Genomic DNA, 16,704 nt, shown 5'->3' on the forward strand with positions numbered 1-16,704 from the left:
TAAAATTTTTCAATAATTAAGGTTTCGTCTGTTCTGTGAGGTTTCTTGCAACGCTAGTGCTTGGAAAGCCTCTATGAACCGGCGTGAACGATCGATGTAGCCCAGCTCTGTCGGATCGAGGTGGTCGGATAGCAGCACGGCATGACCGAGCTGGTCTTCCAGCCACATGTCGAGCAGCCGGTACAGCGACAGCTTCTGATAATCGCGCCCTTGACCGTAACTATGCAAAATCCGCAAATATTCCTCGTTCTCCCCCAACGTTCCGTTGAAGTAGGCCGGCGTAAGCTGAATCGTGACCGTATTCTCAATGCGGTTCTTTTGCAGCTCGCCTTCAAACAGGTAGTAAGCGTACGCTACCGACCGTGCCTCTTGAGCGAACTGTACCAGCCCCGGATCGTTGACGGGAAGCGTCCGGTCCAAGCTGAACAGCCTTCTTCTAAGGGCTTTGAACGCAGTACGGAACTGCTCCGCCTGCTGTGCACGCGTGGTCTCTTCCCCTCCTAAGTGGTCAAGAACGAATTGAGCGTGGTCCTCCAAGATCCCGATCCAAAACAAATGCTCCTCCCAAGGCGTAAGCACCGTAATCCTCAACTCCATCAGCTCCTGTCTATTCCCCTTGTTACAGTGTATTCGGCTGACAAGGCGTCTCATGACAACGAATGCCGCTTGTTATGTCGAAGAGAAGGACAAGCTGTGGAATTTCCCGGGAAATGTCGAAGGACGAACGATTGGAGACGAAAAACGTGATACATGAGGCTAAAATATAGGGGATGATATCGTGTGTGTCCACAAGCGCCCGGTGAAAGAGCCGCCATTATTATGACGTCGTTGTGCCTGAAGGACGATCGAAGCGAAGGCAGCCCAGGCGGTGTAGGCGGTGTAGCGGATATCGCAGCAAGTGCACGCGTTGTTTCGGCCGGTAAAAGACCGCCGGCTAAGGGACCATCACCGTCACCTTATCGCCGGCGCGCAGCTGTCCCGGCAGCTCGATCGAAGCGACGATTCCGCGCTTCCGCCAAGCGGCCTTAACGAAGCGCTGCGTAAGCGACGGATCGCCGACGGCTTCAGCAATCACACGGCCGGGGCCGGTGCAAGGCTCGTTCTCGCCTTCGTTAATAATGCCCGCGCCGCTTTCGAACAGCAGCCGGGCTCCCGGCGGCAGCTGTGTCAGCTCCGGATAGCCGCGCAGCAGCACGTTGGCTCCAAGCCATTCCGGTCGTATTTCCGCGATCCCCAGCGCAGCTGCGACCTGTGCGCATTCCTCGACGGACAGCAGGCTGAGCTGCCGCCGGTTGGCAATCATCGTGCCGCGCTTGTAAAATTTTTGCCGAACATCGGCCGGGCGCAGCAAACCGTAATGACGGTCGCCGGGGATGCCGCCGAGATCGACCTCCAGCCCGTCCACTTTCGAGGTGACGAACGATTGTACATGCTCCGTGCGGAGTACCGCTTCGACAACAGCTTCAAATTTGCGCATCAACGTTCAGTCCTTCATTGGATTCGACATGCAGGTGCGATAATATGTATAGTATAGCCTAGACATGCAGGAGAAGGAAGGAGCTGCCTTGAGATGGCCGAAACCGGCAACGAGCACAACGAACGGCAGGAACAAGAGCAAACGCTGTATGAACAGTTGGGAGGAGAGGAGACGGTAGACCGGCTCGTCAAAGCATTTTATGAGAGAGTGTACCGGACGCCGGAGCTGATCCCGCTGTTTCAAACGGATATGCAGGAGGTTATGGAGAAGCAGAGGCTGTTTCTGACACAATTTTTGGGCGGACCGGCGCACTATTCCATGCAATACGGCCCGCCCCGGCTCAGGATGCGGCACTTGCCTTTCGAAATCACGCCGGCACGCGCGCAGGCTTGGCTGCGCTGTATGCGCGAGGCGATGGATGAGATCGGTCTGGAGGGACCGCTGCGCGATTGGTTTTACATGCGGCTTACCCAAGTAGCCGAATTCATGGTGAATACGGCGGAGGGCCCAACAACCTCCGCTGAATAAGCATTAGCCGTTGCCGGCTGCGGCGGCGGCTTCTTTATTTTGCTTATGGGCCTTGGCGTCGACGACCTTATTGCTTCCGGCTGCGCCGAGCTCGGCCACGTTGCTCGGCTTCATGGCGCTCATGCCCTGGAACAGCCCGCCTTCCATAATGACGATCGATTTTACATCGATGTTGCCGATCAGCTGGCCGCTCGACAGTACGGTGAGCTTGCCTTTGCAGGTTACGTTGCCGCGGACTTTGCCGGCGATCGTCACGTCGCGTGCGATGATGGACGCGTTCAGGTCGGCATTCTCTCCGACAGTCACGTCGCCGCCGCATTCCACCTCGCCCTCGAGATGTCCCTCGATGCGGATGCTTGCTTCGGATACGATTTTGCCCTCACAGAGCGTACCTTCACCGATAATCGTGTCGGTTGCAGTGTGATCCAGTCGTCTTTTTGAGCCTATCATGGTTCCGCATTCTCCTTTCGAGTGGCGACCAGGTAAGGTCGAGGATCGACGGGGCTGCCGTTCTTATGTACCTCATAATGGAGGTGGGTGCCTGTGCTGCGTCCGGTTGAGCCCATGAATCCGACTTGCTGGCCTTTCTTGACGAGCTGACCCGATTTCACCGACAGCTTGGTCATATGCATATACTCGGTGGCGAGGCCTCGTCCGTGATTGATGATCACATAGTTGCCCTTCTGCCCGTCGTAGCCGGCTACGGCCACTGTGCCTTCGGCTGCAGCGTAGACCGGGTCATTCGTGTTTCCGGCAAAATCAATCCCCGAGTGCATCGCCGGACGCTCCGAAAAAGGATCGAGGCGGATGCCGAACCCCGACGTCACCGTCCGCGACCGCGTCGGCCACAAGGTCGGCGTTATGTCGCGAATGTGCTGCGCTTCGGCGAGCTTGGCCTCCGACTCGGCAAGGCTGGCCATGAGGCCGTTCATATCGTTAATCATTGAAGTTAAGCTCATCTTGGTCGTCACAATCGTCTGCGCGACATCAGCCGCCGTCGGCGTCAGCTCGGTGCCCCCCACCGGCTGGGGCTGTTCGGGCTTGTTCGCCGCGGAGGCGGTCGCACCGTCGGTCATTACGGCAAGCACCTGTTTGAGCTGTTTGATCTCTTCTACTTTGGCCTTGAACTGTTCAGCCTGCTGAGTTAAATCGATGAGACTCGCTTGCAGGTGAACGAGCTCCGCATCCTTGCTCTCAATCGTATGCTGCAGTTGCTGCTCAGTACCTTCGAACTGCTTTTGCATCTGGGCTTGGGTCGTCTCATAGCGGTCGTGCAGCAGCACGAACGCCAGCGTCCCGCCGGCCGCGATCGTCACGAGCACCGTCGGCACTGCAAAGAGACTGATCTCCGGCAGCTTGAGTCTTACGATTCTTCGATTGGCGCCGGCGATGAGCATCAAGGTCAGCTTCTTCCTCCACCAACGTTGCTTCATAAGAGCTCCCTTCTGCGATTCGATAGGTCCCTCCTAGTGTTCGATTGTATTCGAGCAGCAGCGTGAACATGCCTATTTTGTTGACGTGCCTCATACCCCGCCGCCTGGTATTGGTTCCTCCGCCGCATCGCCTTTCCGCCAGGACTGCCAGTACCTCAACCGCCGCCGCCCCCCGCGCCGGCACCCCCAGCACCACCGCCACCAGCGCCGCCAGCGCCGTCCGCACCGCCTCCTGTCCCGCCGCCCGGCGGTCCGCCGCCATTCCGGCTCCCGTCCGAACCGCTGCCGGTCTGCTCGCCGCTGAACAGCGTCTCGGTGAGCGCCTTGATTTTCTCGATAAATTTGCCGTAGCCGAACCCGCTCAAGAACGCCACGCTGATGCGAGCCAGCGGCGAATCGCCGAGCTGCAGCAGCAGAATGCCGCTTTGGAACAGCAGCACCGTCATGATCGCACAGCCGAAGCAGAGCAGGGGACGCATCGTATACCAATACACGAAACGCATCGTCAGGTCATAGTAAAATTGATGAAACGTACGAAGTCCGTACAAGCTGCCGCCGATTGCGCCGGCCAGCCCGTAGTACAAATAGTCGCGCAGCAGATCCGTATGGATGCCCAGCACGACACCGCTCAGACTGCCGCTGCGCAGCGCCGCGATCGCCCAGAAGCTGCCGAGGAACCAGAGAAGCAGATAGCCGAAAATCGCTCCGCGCCACAACCCCTGAATGCGCTTCTCCATAACAAAAAACACCGCCTTCATCAGGATGCTATCATCCTATGAGGCGATGTCTCCGGCTATGTCCTATTGCAAGTACTGCATAATCGCTTGCGAGCAATCAACCGGATTGCTCATGAAGCGGTGCTGAATCGAACGGCGGCGGCGGGCCAGCTCCGGATAGTTCGTGAGCAGTACTTCCATCCACTGATCGATCGTATCGAGCGACGTAATTTCCTGGCCGATTCCCTGCTCGGTGAAATACTGGCAATTTTCTTCCTCTTGCCCCGGAATCGGGTTGTAGAACAGCATCGGGAGCCCCTTTGCCATGCCCTCCGTACACGTAATGCCGCCCGGCTTCGTGATCAACAGATCGGACACATCCATCAGCTTGTCGATCTCCTGCGTGAATCCGAGCACATGCACGTTCGGATGACGGAACGCCGGTCCTTCAAGCAGCCGCTGGCGGGCCTTCTCGTTGCTGCCGCAGACGATGATCAGCTGCACGTGCTCCCGCCACTCGGCCAGCCTGCCGAGCAGATCGTCGTTCTTGAGCATGCCCCAGCCGCCGCCCATCATCAGCACGGTCGGCATCGCCCGGAGGCCATACTGCTCGCGAATCTCATCCTTGCTGTATTGGCGCAGGAAGCCGGGGTGAACCGGGATGCCCGTAACCTCGATGCGCTGCAAAGGCACGCCCTTCTGGATCAGCTGCTCTTTCACTTCATTCGTTGAGACGAAATATTTATCGACCTGTCCGTCAATCCAAGCGCCGTGTCCGTCGTAATCGGTGATCACGGTGAATAACGGCATCTCCAGGCCGGCGCGCTTCAAGCGGGAAACGATAACGGCCGGAAACGGGTGCGTGCATACGATCAAATCGGGACGAAACCGCTCGATAATTTCCTGCGTTTGCGAGTAGAACAACCGGTGCAGCGCCAGCTTGGCGAATCGATTGAGCGACTTCTGCCGCTGCGAACGATACAGCATGCCCCACAGCTTCGGCTGAGAAGTAACCGTCTTCTTATACGCCGTGAAAATCCAGGAAGAAACCATCGGATGCTGAAAGGCACCGAGTTCCATAACGCGAGTTTGAATTTCTGATGAGTTCTGCTTCAGGAGCATCGCGAGCGCATGTGCCGCGCGGGTGTGACCGGCTCCGAAGCCTTCGGACAAGAGCAAAATCCTTTTTTTGCGCATGACCCTCACCTTTCTTCCACGGGGAACCATATTCCCTCTCGTTACGGATGTATACGAGGCTGCGAGGCTTGAAGTTTCTTTCTCTCCGCAGCATAACATTTGCGGCACACCGGCACGTAACTGTCGTTGCCTCCGACCATGATCTGCTCGCCTTCGAATACGGGAATGCCGTCCTTGCAGCGCATATTCATGATCGCCTTCTTGTCGCAGTACCAGCAAACCGTCTTGATTTCTTCTATTGTATCAGCTAGTGCCAATAAGTGGTAGCTCCCCTCGAACAGCTGTCCGAGGAAATCCGCCCGCAGCCCGTAGGCCATGACCGGAATGTTCAGCGAGTCGACAATATCGACCAGCTGCTTGATTTGCTTCTCGCCGAGGAACTGCGCCTCATCCACGAGGATGGCATTCGGGCGCTCGCTCTGCGCGATAGCGAACATATCCATATCATCGTCGACAACAGCCGCTTCCTTCTGCATGCCGATTCGTGAAGCCACTTTGCCGATGCCGTACCTGTCGTCCACCACGGAGGTGAACAGGAGCACCTTCTTGCCTTGTTCTTCATAATTGTGTGCGACGCGCAGCACTTCGATCGATTTGCCGCTGTTCATCGTCCCGTAGCGAAAATATAACTTAGCCAACGTGTCCGTCCCTTCCTGCGATCAAAGATGTGTACGTTCATGAGGAACCATAGTAAATATAGCATGATTCGTCAGCTGCCGTAACTTAAACTTTTGTGAATCATATGCAGGAAAAGTTAAGAATTAGGCGAAATCGCAGGGAAAACATGGTTGCCCCTCGAATCTATGATTATGGCCCGGAGCGGCTATTATACCTACTAATTTTAGGAGGGATTCGGGCTTGTGCGGGTGCTGTATCATTTTAGCGAAAACCCCGGCATCGAAGTGTTCCACCCCAGGCAGAAGAGCAACCGGACCGATATGCCGACCGTCGTTTGGGCGATCGACGCGGAGCATGAAGTCAGCTATCTCTGTCCGCGCGACTGTCCCCGTATCGTCTGTTATCGCGAGCCGGATATGGCCGCAGCCGACAAGGCGCTGTTCTTCGGCGCGACGGAAGCCGACGTGGTCATGACATTGGAAAGCCGCTGGCTTCCACGGCTGCTGTCCGTGAAGCTCTTCCGGTATAGTTTACCATATGAAGGGTTCGAATTATTCGACGCGGCAGCAGGTTATTATGTTGCAGCCCAACCGGTTGTGCCGATTGAAGTTGCGGCAATGGACAACCTGCCGGGACGGATTGCGGCGAAGGGGGCCGAGCTGCGTTTGGCGCCGAGCCTTCAGCCGCTGCGGGACGCGCTGCTGCGGTCGTCGTACCGTCGTTTTGGGATTCACCGGTTTGAATTCGCACGGTAGCCGGATGGGCCGTGGACACAGTAACGATGTAAAACATCGTTAAGTCGCATAGCTGTAGCAGCTTCCGAAGTTTTAACGATGTAAAACATCGATAAGTCGCCTAGCCCCCCGGCAGCCATCGATTAACAACATTGAAGCATAGTTTACCCAATATCCAAAAATTATGTAATTTCTGCTATCGGTGTCCTCCCCGCCTATACGAGCTAGGTCATCGATATCCATACTTTAGAGATGGTAAGGCGTAAAGGGAGGATCCCATGAATATCGAACTGATTGAACTGCAAGGCAGCGAAGGCGAGGACGTATACGAGATGATCGTGGAGATGGGCGCGGGCCAGAACGGGTTCGTGAACAGCCTCCTGTCGGATACAATGGACGGGTTTCACGCGCTAATCAAGCATAATGTTCAGGCCGCACAAGGCATAGGGCTGGCAGAAGGGCGTGTGCCGCAGACGGTGTACGTTCTCTATACGGACGGAAAGCCTGTCGGCTACGGTAAGCTGCGCCACTGCTTGAACGAAAAGCTGAGACAGCATGGCGGCCATATCGGCTATGTCATTCGGCCGACCGCGAGAGGCCAAGGCTACGGCGCCATCATTCTGCGCGAGCTGCTGCGGCAGGCTGCCGCAAAGAACATTCCCGAGGTGCTGCTCACATGCGATGAAAGCAATACGGCATCGCGCCGGATCATCGAGGGCCACCTTGGACGCTTGACCGGCTTGCATGAAGGCGTTTGTCAATATTGGATAACGCTCAGGGATACGGAGGAACAAGAATGATGGAGGAGGCCGACCTGCAGACGAAGCGGCCCGGCCCCCATCCACCAGAGGATGGCTGCTGCTCTAAATCATCGTCACCGGCTTATTCGCGGCTCATTCCGCCCGCCGGCCGGAAGGGATTAACCTCACTTATGTAGAATTTGACTATAAAGAGTTTGCTTGGACGGTGGCGAATGAAAGCTAACTTCAATTACTTGGATGCCCGAGAGATTCTGGAGCAAATCAGCGACGCTTACTACTTGCTGGATCAAGACTGGAATTTTGTCTATTTAAACCAACATGCGGCGAAGCTGATTTGCTGCGGCGAGGACGATCTGCTCGGAAAGCGGATTTGGACGGAGTTCCCTGACGCTGTGAGCCGCGCGATGTACAGCCATTTCCACAGAGCGGTTCGTGAGCAGGAGGTCATCGAATTCGAGGACTATTATGCTGCTCCGCTAGACAGCTGGTATTCGTTCCGCGCGATTCCTGCAGGGACGGGGCTTGCGGTTTATTTTCGCAATATTACGCAGCAGAAGAAGTCGGCCCGGCGGCAGGAGCAGCATTACGAATCGTTGTTTCGGCAAAATCCCGACGCGGTGTTCTCTCTGGACCTGAAAGGCAACTTTCTCAGCTTGAATCCGGCAACCGAGCAGCTGACGGGTTACAGCGAAGAGGAGCTGCTCAGCATGTCTTTTCTTCCGATTATGCATGAGAGCAGCCGGGAATTTACCTTTTCGCATTTCCTTCAAGCGGCCGGGGGCAGCCCGCAAATTTACGAGAATCGGATCGTCCCTAAGAACGGCACGATTATTCCTTGCCGCGTCACGAACATCCCGATCGTCGTAGACGGCATGATTGTCGGCGTTTACGGGATCGCGAAAGATATTAGCGAGCGGAAGCGGGCGGAGGACCAAGCGCTCGAGAGCCGGCTCAGACTGGAGTCGATTATCCGGAATAACCCGGATGCCATATACTCCGTGGATGTCGGCAAGCAAATCTTCGAGTGCAACTTGTCCGGCGAGCGGCTGCTCGGGTTTGCGAAGGAGGAGCTGCTGGGCATCGCCTTTACCGATTTGGTGGAGCCCGGAGACTGCGATAAGCTGGCGGAGCTGATGGAAATCGCGCTCGGAGGACTGGTCGCTGACTCCAGGGAGCTCCATTTTGTCAGGAAAGACGGCCATATGCTCCTCGCGCAATGCTCGGTTGTTCCGATTGTCATTCATCAGGAAGTAGCCGGTACGTATTTCATACTCAGGGATGTCACGGAGCAACGGGAGACGGAGCTGCTTCTCCGGAGGGCGGAGAAGCTGAATATCGCCGGCCAGATGGCCGCAGCGGTGGCGCATGAAATCCGCAATCCGCTCACCGCGCTGAAGGGATTCATCAAGCTGCTCGAGGCATGGAACGAGAATTCCTCGCGGGGGTACATTTTCTCGGTGCTGAGGGAAGAGATGGAGCGCATCGAGTCCATCACCAACGAGCTGCTCGTGCTCGCCAAGCCGCAATCCGCCTCTTACGTCAAGCTCGATTTGATTACCATTTTGGAGTCGGTCGTTACGCTGATCGGCACCCAAGCCAATATGCAGAACGTGCAGATCGTAACCCGTTATGCGGATGCGCCGCATGTGCTCGGAGAAGGCAACCAGTTAAAGCAAGTGTTCGTGAATATCTTGAAAAATGCCGTTGAAGTCATGCCGGAAAGCGGGGAGGTTACGATCAGCGTAGGGACGTTCGGCGAGGAAGTGCGCATTCAATTCATCGACCAGGGGAGCGGGATTACGGAGGAGCAGATCGCAAGGCTGGGAGAGCCGTTTTACTCCACGAAGGAGAAAGGGACGGGACTCGGGTTGATGGTGTCCAAAAAAATCATCGAATCGCACCGCGGCCGGCTGGAAGTGTCGAGCGAGATCGGCAAAGGGACGACGGTTAGCATCTATTTGCCGCTTGAGGCAGGGAAGGAGAATAAAGGGCGATGAATGTCTTGCGTAACGTAGTTAAACTTGCGGGTTGGCTTGCCGTAGCAATCGCAGTATTCACGGCTTTGCAGGTTGGCGGCGGGATGCTGTTAACCTGGTACTACGTGCCCGACATCGTAAACGAGTATTCGTCGGTACATGTGCTGGAGCATAAAGTGGGTGTATCTGAAGCATGGTGGATGCAGCCCTTGCATATTGCGGTCAGTTTGGCGATTACGCTAGGTCTGCGCTGGCTCGTCGGACTGCGAAGGAGATAGATGGCTGTAATGGTGCGGGTCCCGCTGCTTGCCGGATTTATCGGGCTGGTTGTTGTGCTTCAAACGGCTCCTCTATACATCGGATTGGTGCTCGGTGCGGTGTTGATCGTATACGGTGCTGTGCAAGGCCGTAGCGGAGCTGCGCTTGGCGCGGCCGCTGAAGCTTATGCGATAGGATATGGGATGACCGGCTTTCTCCAAGGCGGGCTGCGTTCGTTCGCTCCTGCAGCGGAAGAGATGATGATCGTGTTGTCCAGATTGAGCTTGGCCGGATATTTGATTCCGCTTCTGGCGATCGCCCTATGGCTCCCGGCCCGAACTCATTATTTTCGAATCGGCAGCTTCCGCAATGATATCTGCACCCCGTTCATCTGGCGGGGGATCCGCGATCCCATCTGGAGATTTCTGCTGATCGGGACGATGGTGATCGGTGCTTGCTGCCTATTTTTGGCCGATTTCGGCGGGCCGCAGGTGCTCCAGCTAGTGCAGTACGGGCTTCTGTTCGCCGTAATCAACAGTGTGCTGGAAGAGGTGCTGTGGCGGGGGCTGATTTTGCCGCGCATGGTGGATTATGCCGGAGAGGCTGCCGGACTGCTCGCGACGAGCGCAGCGTTCGGGCTGTACCATTACTCGCTTGGTTTTCCGTGGATCGTTTGCTTCTGTTTCGGGCTAGGCGGCATCTTCATGGGCGGCGTAACGATCCGCTCCAAGGGACTGGCTCCGGCGATCGTGCTGCATGTCGTCATGAATATCGCTTTCGTGCTGAACGGGCTTATTTTTCCGTAGAAGGAGAGGAAGTTCATGTCGGATACAGTAACCACCCAAGAGGAGCTGCTGGATTTGCTGGATGCGTTGTTTCGCAAGCCGGCTCCTTGGTGGGACAAGTTTTACCAGGATCGGACGAAGGACATTCCCTTCTTCATCGATGCGCCGGATGAAAATCTCGTCGCCTATTTTGAAGAAGGCTGGCTCGCACCGGGGAAAGCGCTGGAACTGGGCTGCGGTCCGGGGCGGAATGCGATCTATATGGCCGGGCAGGGCTGCAGCGTTGACGCGATCGACCTCTCCGCGGAAGCGATCCGCTGGGCCGAGGAGAGAGCGGCGGACAGCGGGCTGCCGGTATCGTTTCGATGCGGCGACGTGTTCGAGGTGGAGCTGGAGGACGGTGCGTATGACCTTGCGTACGATTCGGGGCTGCTGCATCATCTGCTGCCGCATCGCCGGATGCAGTACGTAGAGCTGCTGGCCCGCAAGCTGAAGAGCGGAGGACGCCTCGGCTTAGTTTGCTTCGCTCCGGGCTTCGAAGATGCCGGCTGCCCGGGGGAACGGCCGGATGCGCAGGTGTACCGCGCATTAAGCATGCAGGGCGGGATGGCGTACAGCCGCGAAAGGCTGGAGCTGATCTTGTCGCGGCACTTCGAGCTGATCGACATCCGGCACATGCGCGACTGTACGGACAGCCGGGAGCTGTTCGGCAAGCCGTTCTTATGGTCCAGCTTGTGGGGGCGCAAATGACGACATTTTATTTGATGAGGCATGGGGAGCCGGATTGGGCGCTGAAGGATGCAAGAGGGCTGACGGGACCTATCCGCGACTACGTTCCGCTGACGGCGGACGGAATTGCGCAGGCCGAGCGGGCGGCGGAGGACCCCCGGCTGAAGCGCTGCGAGCTGATTTTGTCTTCCCCGTATACGCGCGCCCTGCAGACGGCCGCCGTCGTCAATCGGACGCTGGGGCTGCCTTTAATCGTGGAGTTTGATCTGCACGAATGGACGCCTGACAGCTATAAGGCCGAGTCCTACGAGGAGATCAAGCGGCTAAACGACGATTATCACAAGCATGGCGGCGTGCATCCTCCCGGCGAGAGCCGATTGTGGGAGACGAAGGCGAGCGTGCTGGGGCGGGTGATGAACGTGCTGCGCCGTTATTCGGACCGCTCCCACGTGCTGGTCGTCTGCCACGGGATGATCATTGCGCCTCTGCAGGAGTACGGGCCCGGGCAAGTTCCGCTTTGCAGCGTGCATGAATTTGTTGTGTGAGAACATGCGGACGCACCGAAACGGGAGCACGGACGCGCAGAGGAGCTCGAAATTGATATGGACATTTCCTATAAGTGGCCGAAAATATTGTCTATCATCGCGGAGTTCGATAAAGAGTTTGACGAGAGGTATCGGTACGAGAACCTGCTGGGCATGTCCATTGCCCAAATCCGCGGCCACTATTTTAATACCCCGCTGGACGTGATCCCGTTTGGATGGACCGGAGTAGACGGCATACATTTCGGCTTCTTGACGGACTTCGGCCTGGCACCGTCATTGGACGAGGCTTACATCGTCTATGTAAATCCGATGGATTTTGACGCTCCTGTCGATATTGCGGCGCGGAATCTCGCGGATTTTATCAGCATATGCAGTCAGGGTGTCGATCCATTCTTTATCGAAGCGATACGATATACGGGCAGCAAATCAAGCTATGAAGGTTATAAGCGCGAAAGAGCCGAATCGATCGTGGCAAGAAAAATGAAGCTGGAGCCGTACATAAGCAGATTGGCTGCGCATATAGAGCTCACCGTTATTTCGGATGAGTACGATTACCTTCAGGAAGTGAAGCGAGAGCGACACGAGGGAATTGTGCTGGAGACGATGGACGGGCTGGGCGTTCTGCGCAGCGGGGGCGAGACGGAATTCGGCGGAGAGCGCATGAAGCTGCCGGTGGCGAAGCACATGAAGCTGAATCCGGCTGAAATTCAGGAGTTTATGGCGAATGCCAACCTAACTTCCAAGCTTGCGCTTATTAGGGATTTGCAGTATTGCTGCATTTTGAAGGACGACGATCAAGTATGGAGAATGATCTACGATGAGCTTTCCCGGCTAGGGATGACCAACGAGGTTCAAGCCATGTTGAACGTGTGATCTTTGTTTGAGAGGAGGCGAACACCGATGCCATTCCTGAAACGCGTATCGCTTGACCGGCCGCGGTTGGATGCGGCAGAGGTATCCTTTCGACATACTTACCCGGGTGCGGCGATATGGCATTTTACCGATACGAGTGTACATCCGATTGCATATGAGGAAACGGAGCATTACGAGCTGACGCGGGATTATCTGAACAACCGGGAGCGGTATTACTGCATGCTGTTTACTGAGGAGGAAGGCCGATGAGCTTGCTTGCTCAGGGGCGGACTGCGGAAATCTACGCGCACGAGGAAACGGACAAAATCATCAAGCTGTTTCGGAGCGGCTTCCCCGAGGAGGCCATTCGGCAGGAGTTTGCGGTCAGTCAGCAAGTATGCGGGTTAGGCGTAGATGCGCCGCGGCTGTTTCACCGGGTACTAACCGACCAAAGACACGGTATCGTCTATGAACGAATCGAAGGAAGCACCATGCTCCGTCACCTTACGGGGAAGCCTTGGCTCGTTTGGAAGCTGTCCCGCACTATGGCAGAGCTGCATGCACGGCTGCACCGGATCGAGCTGTCCGACGCGAAGGGCTACGCCTGGAGACGTCTCGCGCAGGAGCTGGAGCATCAAATTGCGGCGGCGCCCCTTTTGGGCGAGGATGAGAAATCGGCCGTGATCGAGGCTTTGAAGCGGCTTCCCGACGGTCATAGGCTGTGCCATGGAGATTTTCACCCCGATAATGTTGTGCTGGGGAAGAAGAACTGGGTGATCGATTGGATGACGGGGACGAGGGGCAATCCCGCCGGAGACGCTGCCAGAACGCTCGTCCTGCTCCGCTGCGCCGTTTTGCCTGAAGAGATGCCTATAGTCAAAAAATGTATAGTCCAAGCGATGCGCCATTTGATTGCTAAGGTGTACTTTACACGATACTCCCAGCTGTCCGGACTATCGTCAAATCAGATCGAAGCATGGGTGCTGCCGGTTGCAGCGGCGCGATTGAACGAATGGATCCCGCAGGGAGAGAAGCTGAGACTGCTGGATGTCGTTCGGGAAAAGCTGGGAAAGCCGAAACGCGCATGAGGCGCAAACGAGGCGTAAACGAGCCGCAACCAAACAAGCCCTGCCCGCGTCAAATTGTAAAAACGTTAGAAGGGATGTGCGGCATGAACAAAGCGTTGATAGCATTGCTCGTCTATGCAGCCACGGCAGCCATTGTGTACGGAATAGGTGATATGTTTCATATGACCTACTTCCAGTTTCATACTGAGTTCGAGCTGGAGCGTGACAGACTGCATGTCGAGACGGGTTCCGTCCTCCCGATGCTGCTTGCTTTGCCTGTTTACTATATAACCTATTGGGCGCTAAGACGCCGTAGATCGGAGAGAACATAATCACCGTGAGAGAAATTAGCTACCGTATTCCCTTCCTGCTCGCCGCAGCATTGACCGCCATCGTTGTTGTCGCACAATTGGGCGTGTCGGAGCTGCTTCATAAGACGTACTACAATTTTTTGATATGGAATTTGTTCCTGGCTTGGCTGCCGTTCGTATTCGCCATTGCCGCCGACCAGCTGAACCGCAGGGCGGCAAAGCCCCATCCGGTGATCCTGACCTTGCTGGGCATCGCCTGGCTGCTGTTTTTCCCGAACGCGCCTTATATCGTAACGGATATGCTGCATTTGACCATACGGAAGACCAGCTATGTCCAAGGCAATCAAGTGTCGCTTTCGTATTGGAACGACCTTGTGTTGATTACGATGTATGCGTGGATCGCCCTGTTGGTGGGGGCCGTTTCAACGTATTTGATGCACACGATGATTCGTCGCTGGGCAAGCGCGTTAACCGGGTGGGCTTTCATCGCCGTCACTTCGGTCCTGAGCGGCTATGGCATTTTGCTGGGGAGAGTGTACCGCCTGAACAGCTGGGACGTGTTGTCGGACAGCGGGCTGCTGCTCAAGACGATTGAGGATACGATGAACGTGAAGGCTGCCTGGTTCAGCTTGATATTCGGGGGCTTGATCGCCGCCGTGTACTTGACATTCTATGTGCTGATCAACCTCAAAGGCAGGGAAACGGAAAGTCGTTAAGCTGTATCTGTTACTGCTGCTTGCGGATCGGAACCGACCCGTGGAAGCCGGCGTATATTGCGGCACAGCTTCCGCGGGTCGTCCAGCAGGTTAAGCTGAACCCGACGCTTATGCAGAGGACCTAGTGAACCTGCCTCTCGAACAAAACATCCCGCTGGTTCAATCGAGCAATGCTCAGCAGAAGGACGACATCGACCGCGTACAGAACAGCGCCCGCCGCCCACAGCACCCAGCCGCTTAAAAACAAGAGTCCTGTCGCTTGGCCGACCAGCAGCATGACGACCGGCAGCACGACGACACCGGCCAGCTGCTGCGCCTCCTGAAACCCCTTCGTCCGCGCGGATACGAGCACCGAGAACAAAATCGTCGCCATCGTGAACGCCGGCGTCAGCCACAGCAGCAGGACCAGCCAATTCCAGCTTGGGAATATCAATCGCCCGAAGGTGCCGAACGTCAGGCCATCCACGACCAGGCCGCACAGCACGAAGGAAACGAGCGTTACGGAGTAGGCCGGAACGAAGGAGGCGAGCACTTTGCCGAGGAACAAATCCTTCACCTGAATCGGCGCGAACAGCAAGCTCTCCAGCGTGCGGCGCTCCTTCTCCCCGACAAAGGAATGGACCGCCGTCATCATCGAATTGATGACCGGAATGAGCAGAAACAGCGGCCCCAGCATGTAATTGGCGATCATGTACAGCGCCCGGCTGCGCAGATCGTCCGCGCCGCCGATGTCCCCGATCGGCATATGCTTCAGCATGGTCTCCAGCTCCGCCAGCTTCGGCGAGCTCAAATCCATATTCAGAATCAGCAGGATCATGATGCCGGGCAGCACGACGCCGCACAGCAGAGGCAGCACGATATAGCCGATCCAGATTTTGCTCGAGCTGAGGATAGCCCGAATATCCTTCATGGCGATGGTCCACACGATGCTTCGATTCATTTCAGACGTCCCCCTCTCACGGCAAAATAAAGCGTCTCCAAATCCCGCCCGGCCGGTTCCGCAGCGGCGACCCAGGTGACGGCCAGCAGCTCCCGGAGCAGCTCCGACACGGCGCCCCGGTCCGGCAGTGTGAATTCGAGCTGCTCGGGACCGGTGCGGACCCAAGGCATCCCCGCAAAGGTGCCCTGCAGCGCGCCCATCACGGAAGTCTCCGTCATGTCTCCGGCTGTATCCGCCGACACGGCCAGGCCGGTCGTCACCCGCAGCTTCAGCTGCTTCAAATATTTGCGCTCCAGCTCCGTTTGCGTGCCCCGCTCGATAATGCGGCCCTGCTCCATAAACAAATAGCTGCGGCACAGCCCCTCCAGCTGATGCAGCACGTGCGAGCAGAGCAGAATCGTCGTCCCCCGCTCGGCATTGATTTTGCGCAGTACGCCGATCACTTGCCGGATCCCTTCGGGATCGAGACCGTTCGTCGGCTCGTCCAGAAACAGCAGCTCCGGCTCGTGCAGCATCGCCTTGGCCAGGGCGAGCCGTTTCTTCATGCCGGTGCTGAACGTGCCGACCGGCTTGTCTGCGTGCTCCGACAGCTCGAACAGGTCGAGCAGCTCGGCGATACGCTGCCGGTTCTTTACGCCGTACAGCCGCCCGAAGAACGCCAAATTTTGCACGGCGTCCATGTCGTGATACAATCCGGCGCCTTCCGTCACGATGCCGCTGATCCGCCTTACCCCGTCACCTTCCGTTTGCGGGTCGAGCCCCGCAACGCGGAGCGAGCCTTTGTCCGGTCGGATTACGCCGTTCAACAGCCGCACCGTCGTCGTCTTGCCCGAGCCGTTGGGGCCGAGCAGCCCGACGATGTCGCCCTGGGCGATGTCGAAGCTGAGCCCCTCCACGATCGTTTTACCGTCAAAGCTTTTCGATATATCGTTCATCTTAATGTAAGCTGTGTTCATCGTACCCGCCTTTCCGCCTTTCGCTTATGATCTGTGTTGTTAATACGCCGAACGTGCGCGATTCGTTCATATCGTTAATTTTTGCTGCATCTCCCCAAAGCTATA

The 16,704-nt window shown here is 56.7% G+C and carries 22 protein-coding genes; 13 read left to right on the forward strand and 9 right to left on the reverse strand.

All coding sequences use genetic code 11. The features are described from left to right. Nucleotides 1-9 precede the first annotated feature (9 nt). Nucleotides 10-591, reverse strand: coding sequence for a DUF2935 domain-containing protein (locus tag ACFFK0_RS24675; RefSeq protein ID WP_377473046.1), 582 nt, complete (start codon nt 589-591; stop codon nt 10-12). A gap of 343 nt (nt 592-934) precedes the next feature. Beyond that, nucleotides 935-1,477, reverse strand: a complete 543-nt coding sequence (locus ACFFK0_RS24680; RefSeq protein WP_377473047.1) for an MOSC domain-containing protein — start codon at nt 1,475-1,477, stop codon at nt 935-937. A gap of 93 nt (nt 1,478-1,570) precedes the next feature. Here ACFFK0_RS24680 and ACFFK0_RS24685 point away from each other — a divergent pair, with 93 nt between their 5' ends. Then, the gene (locus tag ACFFK0_RS24685) at nt 1,571-2,005 is read left to right on the forward strand and encodes a globin domain-containing protein (protein ID WP_377473048.1); all 435 of its coding nucleotides are present in this window, start codon (nt 1,571-1,573) and stop codon (nt 2,003-2,005) included. 3 nt (nt 2,006-2,008) lie between these two features. Here ACFFK0_RS24685 and ACFFK0_RS24690 read toward each other — a convergent pair whose 3' ends face one another. The 5 genes from ACFFK0_RS24690 to ACFFK0_RS24710 form a co-directional block, all read right to left on the reverse strand. Next, entirely contained in the window at nt 2,009-2,455 is a 447-nt protein-coding gene (locus ACFFK0_RS24690; RefSeq protein WP_377473049.1) for a bactofilin family protein, read from the reverse strand. Beyond that, the gene (locus tag ACFFK0_RS24695) at nt 2,452-3,438 is read right to left on the reverse strand and encodes a M23 family metallopeptidase (RefSeq protein WP_377473050.1); all 987 of its coding nucleotides are present in this window, start codon (nt 3,436-3,438) and stop codon (nt 2,452-2,454) included. The genes ACFFK0_RS24690 and ACFFK0_RS24695 overlap by 4 nt, the downstream gene beginning before the upstream one ends. 155 nt (nt 3,439-3,593) lie before the next feature. Next, nucleotides 3,594-4,196 (reverse strand): hypothetical protein, encoded by a 603-nt coding sequence (locus ACFFK0_RS24700; RefSeq protein ID WP_377473051.1) that lies wholly within the window; start codon nt 4,194-4,196, stop codon nt 3,594-3,596. A 42-nt stretch (nt 4,197-4,238) separates the two neighbouring features. After that, the gene (locus tag ACFFK0_RS24705) at nt 4,239-5,351 is read right to left on the reverse strand and encodes an MGDG synthase family glycosyltransferase (RefSeq protein ID WP_377473052.1); all 1,113 of its coding nucleotides are present in this window, start codon (nt 5,349-5,351) and stop codon (nt 4,239-4,241) included. A gap of 41 nt (nt 5,352-5,392) precedes the next feature. After that, nucleotides 5,393-5,989 carry a thymidine kinase gene (locus tag ACFFK0_RS24710; protein WP_377473053.1) on the reverse strand — a complete coding sequence of 199 codons (597 nt, stop codon included), beginning with the start codon at nt 5,987-5,989 and terminating at the stop codon, nt 5,393-5,395. A 222-nt stretch (nt 5,990-6,211) separates the two neighbouring features. Here ACFFK0_RS24710 and ACFFK0_RS24715 point away from each other — a divergent pair, with 222 nt between their 5' ends. The 12 genes from ACFFK0_RS24715 to ACFFK0_RS24770 all read left to right on the forward strand — a co-directional run bounded on the left by ACFFK0_RS24715 (nt 6,212) and on the right by ACFFK0_RS24770 (nt 14,703). Further along, nucleotides 6,212-6,724, forward strand: a complete 513-nt coding sequence (locus tag ACFFK0_RS24715) for a DUF6886 family protein (RefSeq protein WP_377473055.1) — start codon at nt 6,212-6,214, stop codon at nt 6,722-6,724. 257 nt (nt 6,725-6,981) lie between these two features. Continuing rightward, complete coding sequence (locus ACFFK0_RS24720; protein ID WP_377473056.1) at nt 6,982-7,503, forward strand: GNAT family N-acetyltransferase; 522 nt, start codon at nt 6,982-6,984, stop codon at nt 7,501-7,503. Nucleotides 7,504-7,676: 173 nt separating this feature from the next. Continuing rightward, nucleotides 7,677-9,461 (forward strand): PAS domain S-box protein, encoded by a 1,785-nt coding sequence (locus ACFFK0_RS24725; protein ID WP_377473057.1) that lies wholly within the window; start codon nt 7,677-7,679, stop codon nt 9,459-9,461. Next, nucleotides 9,458-9,718, forward strand: coding sequence for a hypothetical protein (locus ACFFK0_RS24730; protein ID WP_377473058.1), 261 nt, complete (start codon nt 9,458-9,460; stop codon nt 9,716-9,718). Before ACFFK0_RS24725 ends, ACFFK0_RS24730 begins: the two co-directional genes overlap by 4 nt. A 9-nt stretch (nt 9,719-9,727) precedes the next feature. Beyond that, on the forward strand, nt 9,728-10,504 hold the full coding sequence (locus ACFFK0_RS24735) for a CPBP family intramembrane glutamic endopeptidase (RefSeq protein WP_377473059.1): 777 nt from the start codon (nt 9,728-9,730) through the stop codon (nt 10,502-10,504). A gap of 15 nt (nt 10,505-10,519) precedes the next feature. Continuing rightward, nucleotides 10,520-11,233, forward strand: coding sequence for a class I SAM-dependent methyltransferase (locus ACFFK0_RS24740; protein WP_377473060.1), 714 nt, complete (start codon nt 10,520-10,522; stop codon nt 11,231-11,233). Next, a complete protein-coding gene (locus ACFFK0_RS24745; protein ID WP_377473061.1) occupies nt 11,230-11,757 on the forward strand; it encodes a histidine phosphatase family protein in 528 nt (175 codons plus the stop codon). Before ACFFK0_RS24740 ends, ACFFK0_RS24745 begins: the two co-directional genes overlap by 4 nt. 57 nt (nt 11,758-11,814) lie before the next feature. Next, nucleotides 11,815-12,630, forward strand: coding sequence for a hypothetical protein (locus ACFFK0_RS24750; RefSeq protein ID WP_377473062.1), 816 nt, complete (start codon nt 11,815-11,817; stop codon nt 12,628-12,630). 27 nt (nt 12,631-12,657) lie between these two features. Further along, nucleotides 12,658-12,879, forward strand: coding sequence for a hypothetical protein (locus ACFFK0_RS24755; protein ID WP_377473063.1), 222 nt, complete (start codon nt 12,658-12,660; stop codon nt 12,877-12,879). Then, a complete protein-coding gene (locus ACFFK0_RS24760) occupies nt 12,876-13,697 on the forward strand; it encodes a phosphotransferase family protein (RefSeq protein WP_377473064.1) in 822 nt (273 codons plus the stop codon). The genes ACFFK0_RS24755 and ACFFK0_RS24760 overlap by 4 nt, the downstream gene beginning before the upstream one ends. Before the next feature lie 83 nt (nt 13,698-13,780). Further along, nucleotides 13,781-14,008, forward strand: coding sequence for a hypothetical protein (locus tag ACFFK0_RS24765; protein WP_377473065.1), 228 nt, complete (start codon nt 13,781-13,783; stop codon nt 14,006-14,008). A gap of 5 nt (nt 14,009-14,013) precedes the next feature. Then, nucleotides 14,014-14,703: a DUF1361 domain-containing protein gene (locus tag ACFFK0_RS24770; RefSeq protein WP_377473066.1), complete on the forward strand. Its 690-nt coding sequence runs from the start codon at nt 14,014-14,016 to the stop codon at nt 14,701-14,703. 121 nt (nt 14,704-14,824) lie between these two features. Here the strand turns inward: ACFFK0_RS24770 and ACFFK0_RS24775 are convergent, their stop codons facing one another. Then, nucleotides 14,825-15,643 carry an ABC transporter permease subunit gene (locus ACFFK0_RS24775; RefSeq protein ID WP_377473067.1) on the reverse strand — a complete coding sequence of 273 codons (819 nt, stop codon included), beginning with the start codon at nt 15,641-15,643 and terminating at the stop codon, nt 14,825-14,827. Next, entirely contained in the window at nt 15,640-16,599 is a 960-nt protein-coding gene (locus tag ACFFK0_RS24780; protein WP_377473068.1) for an ABC transporter ATP-binding protein, read from the reverse strand. Before ACFFK0_RS24780 ends, ACFFK0_RS24775 begins: the two co-directional genes overlap by 4 nt. Between the last annotated feature and the right edge of the window lie 105 nt (nt 16,600-16,704).

The sequence above is a fragment of the Paenibacillus chartarius genome, from assembly GCF_042432825.1.
Classification (GTDB): Bacteria; Bacillota; Bacilli; order Paenibacillales; family NBRC-103111; genus Gordoniibacillus; species Gordoniibacillus chartarius.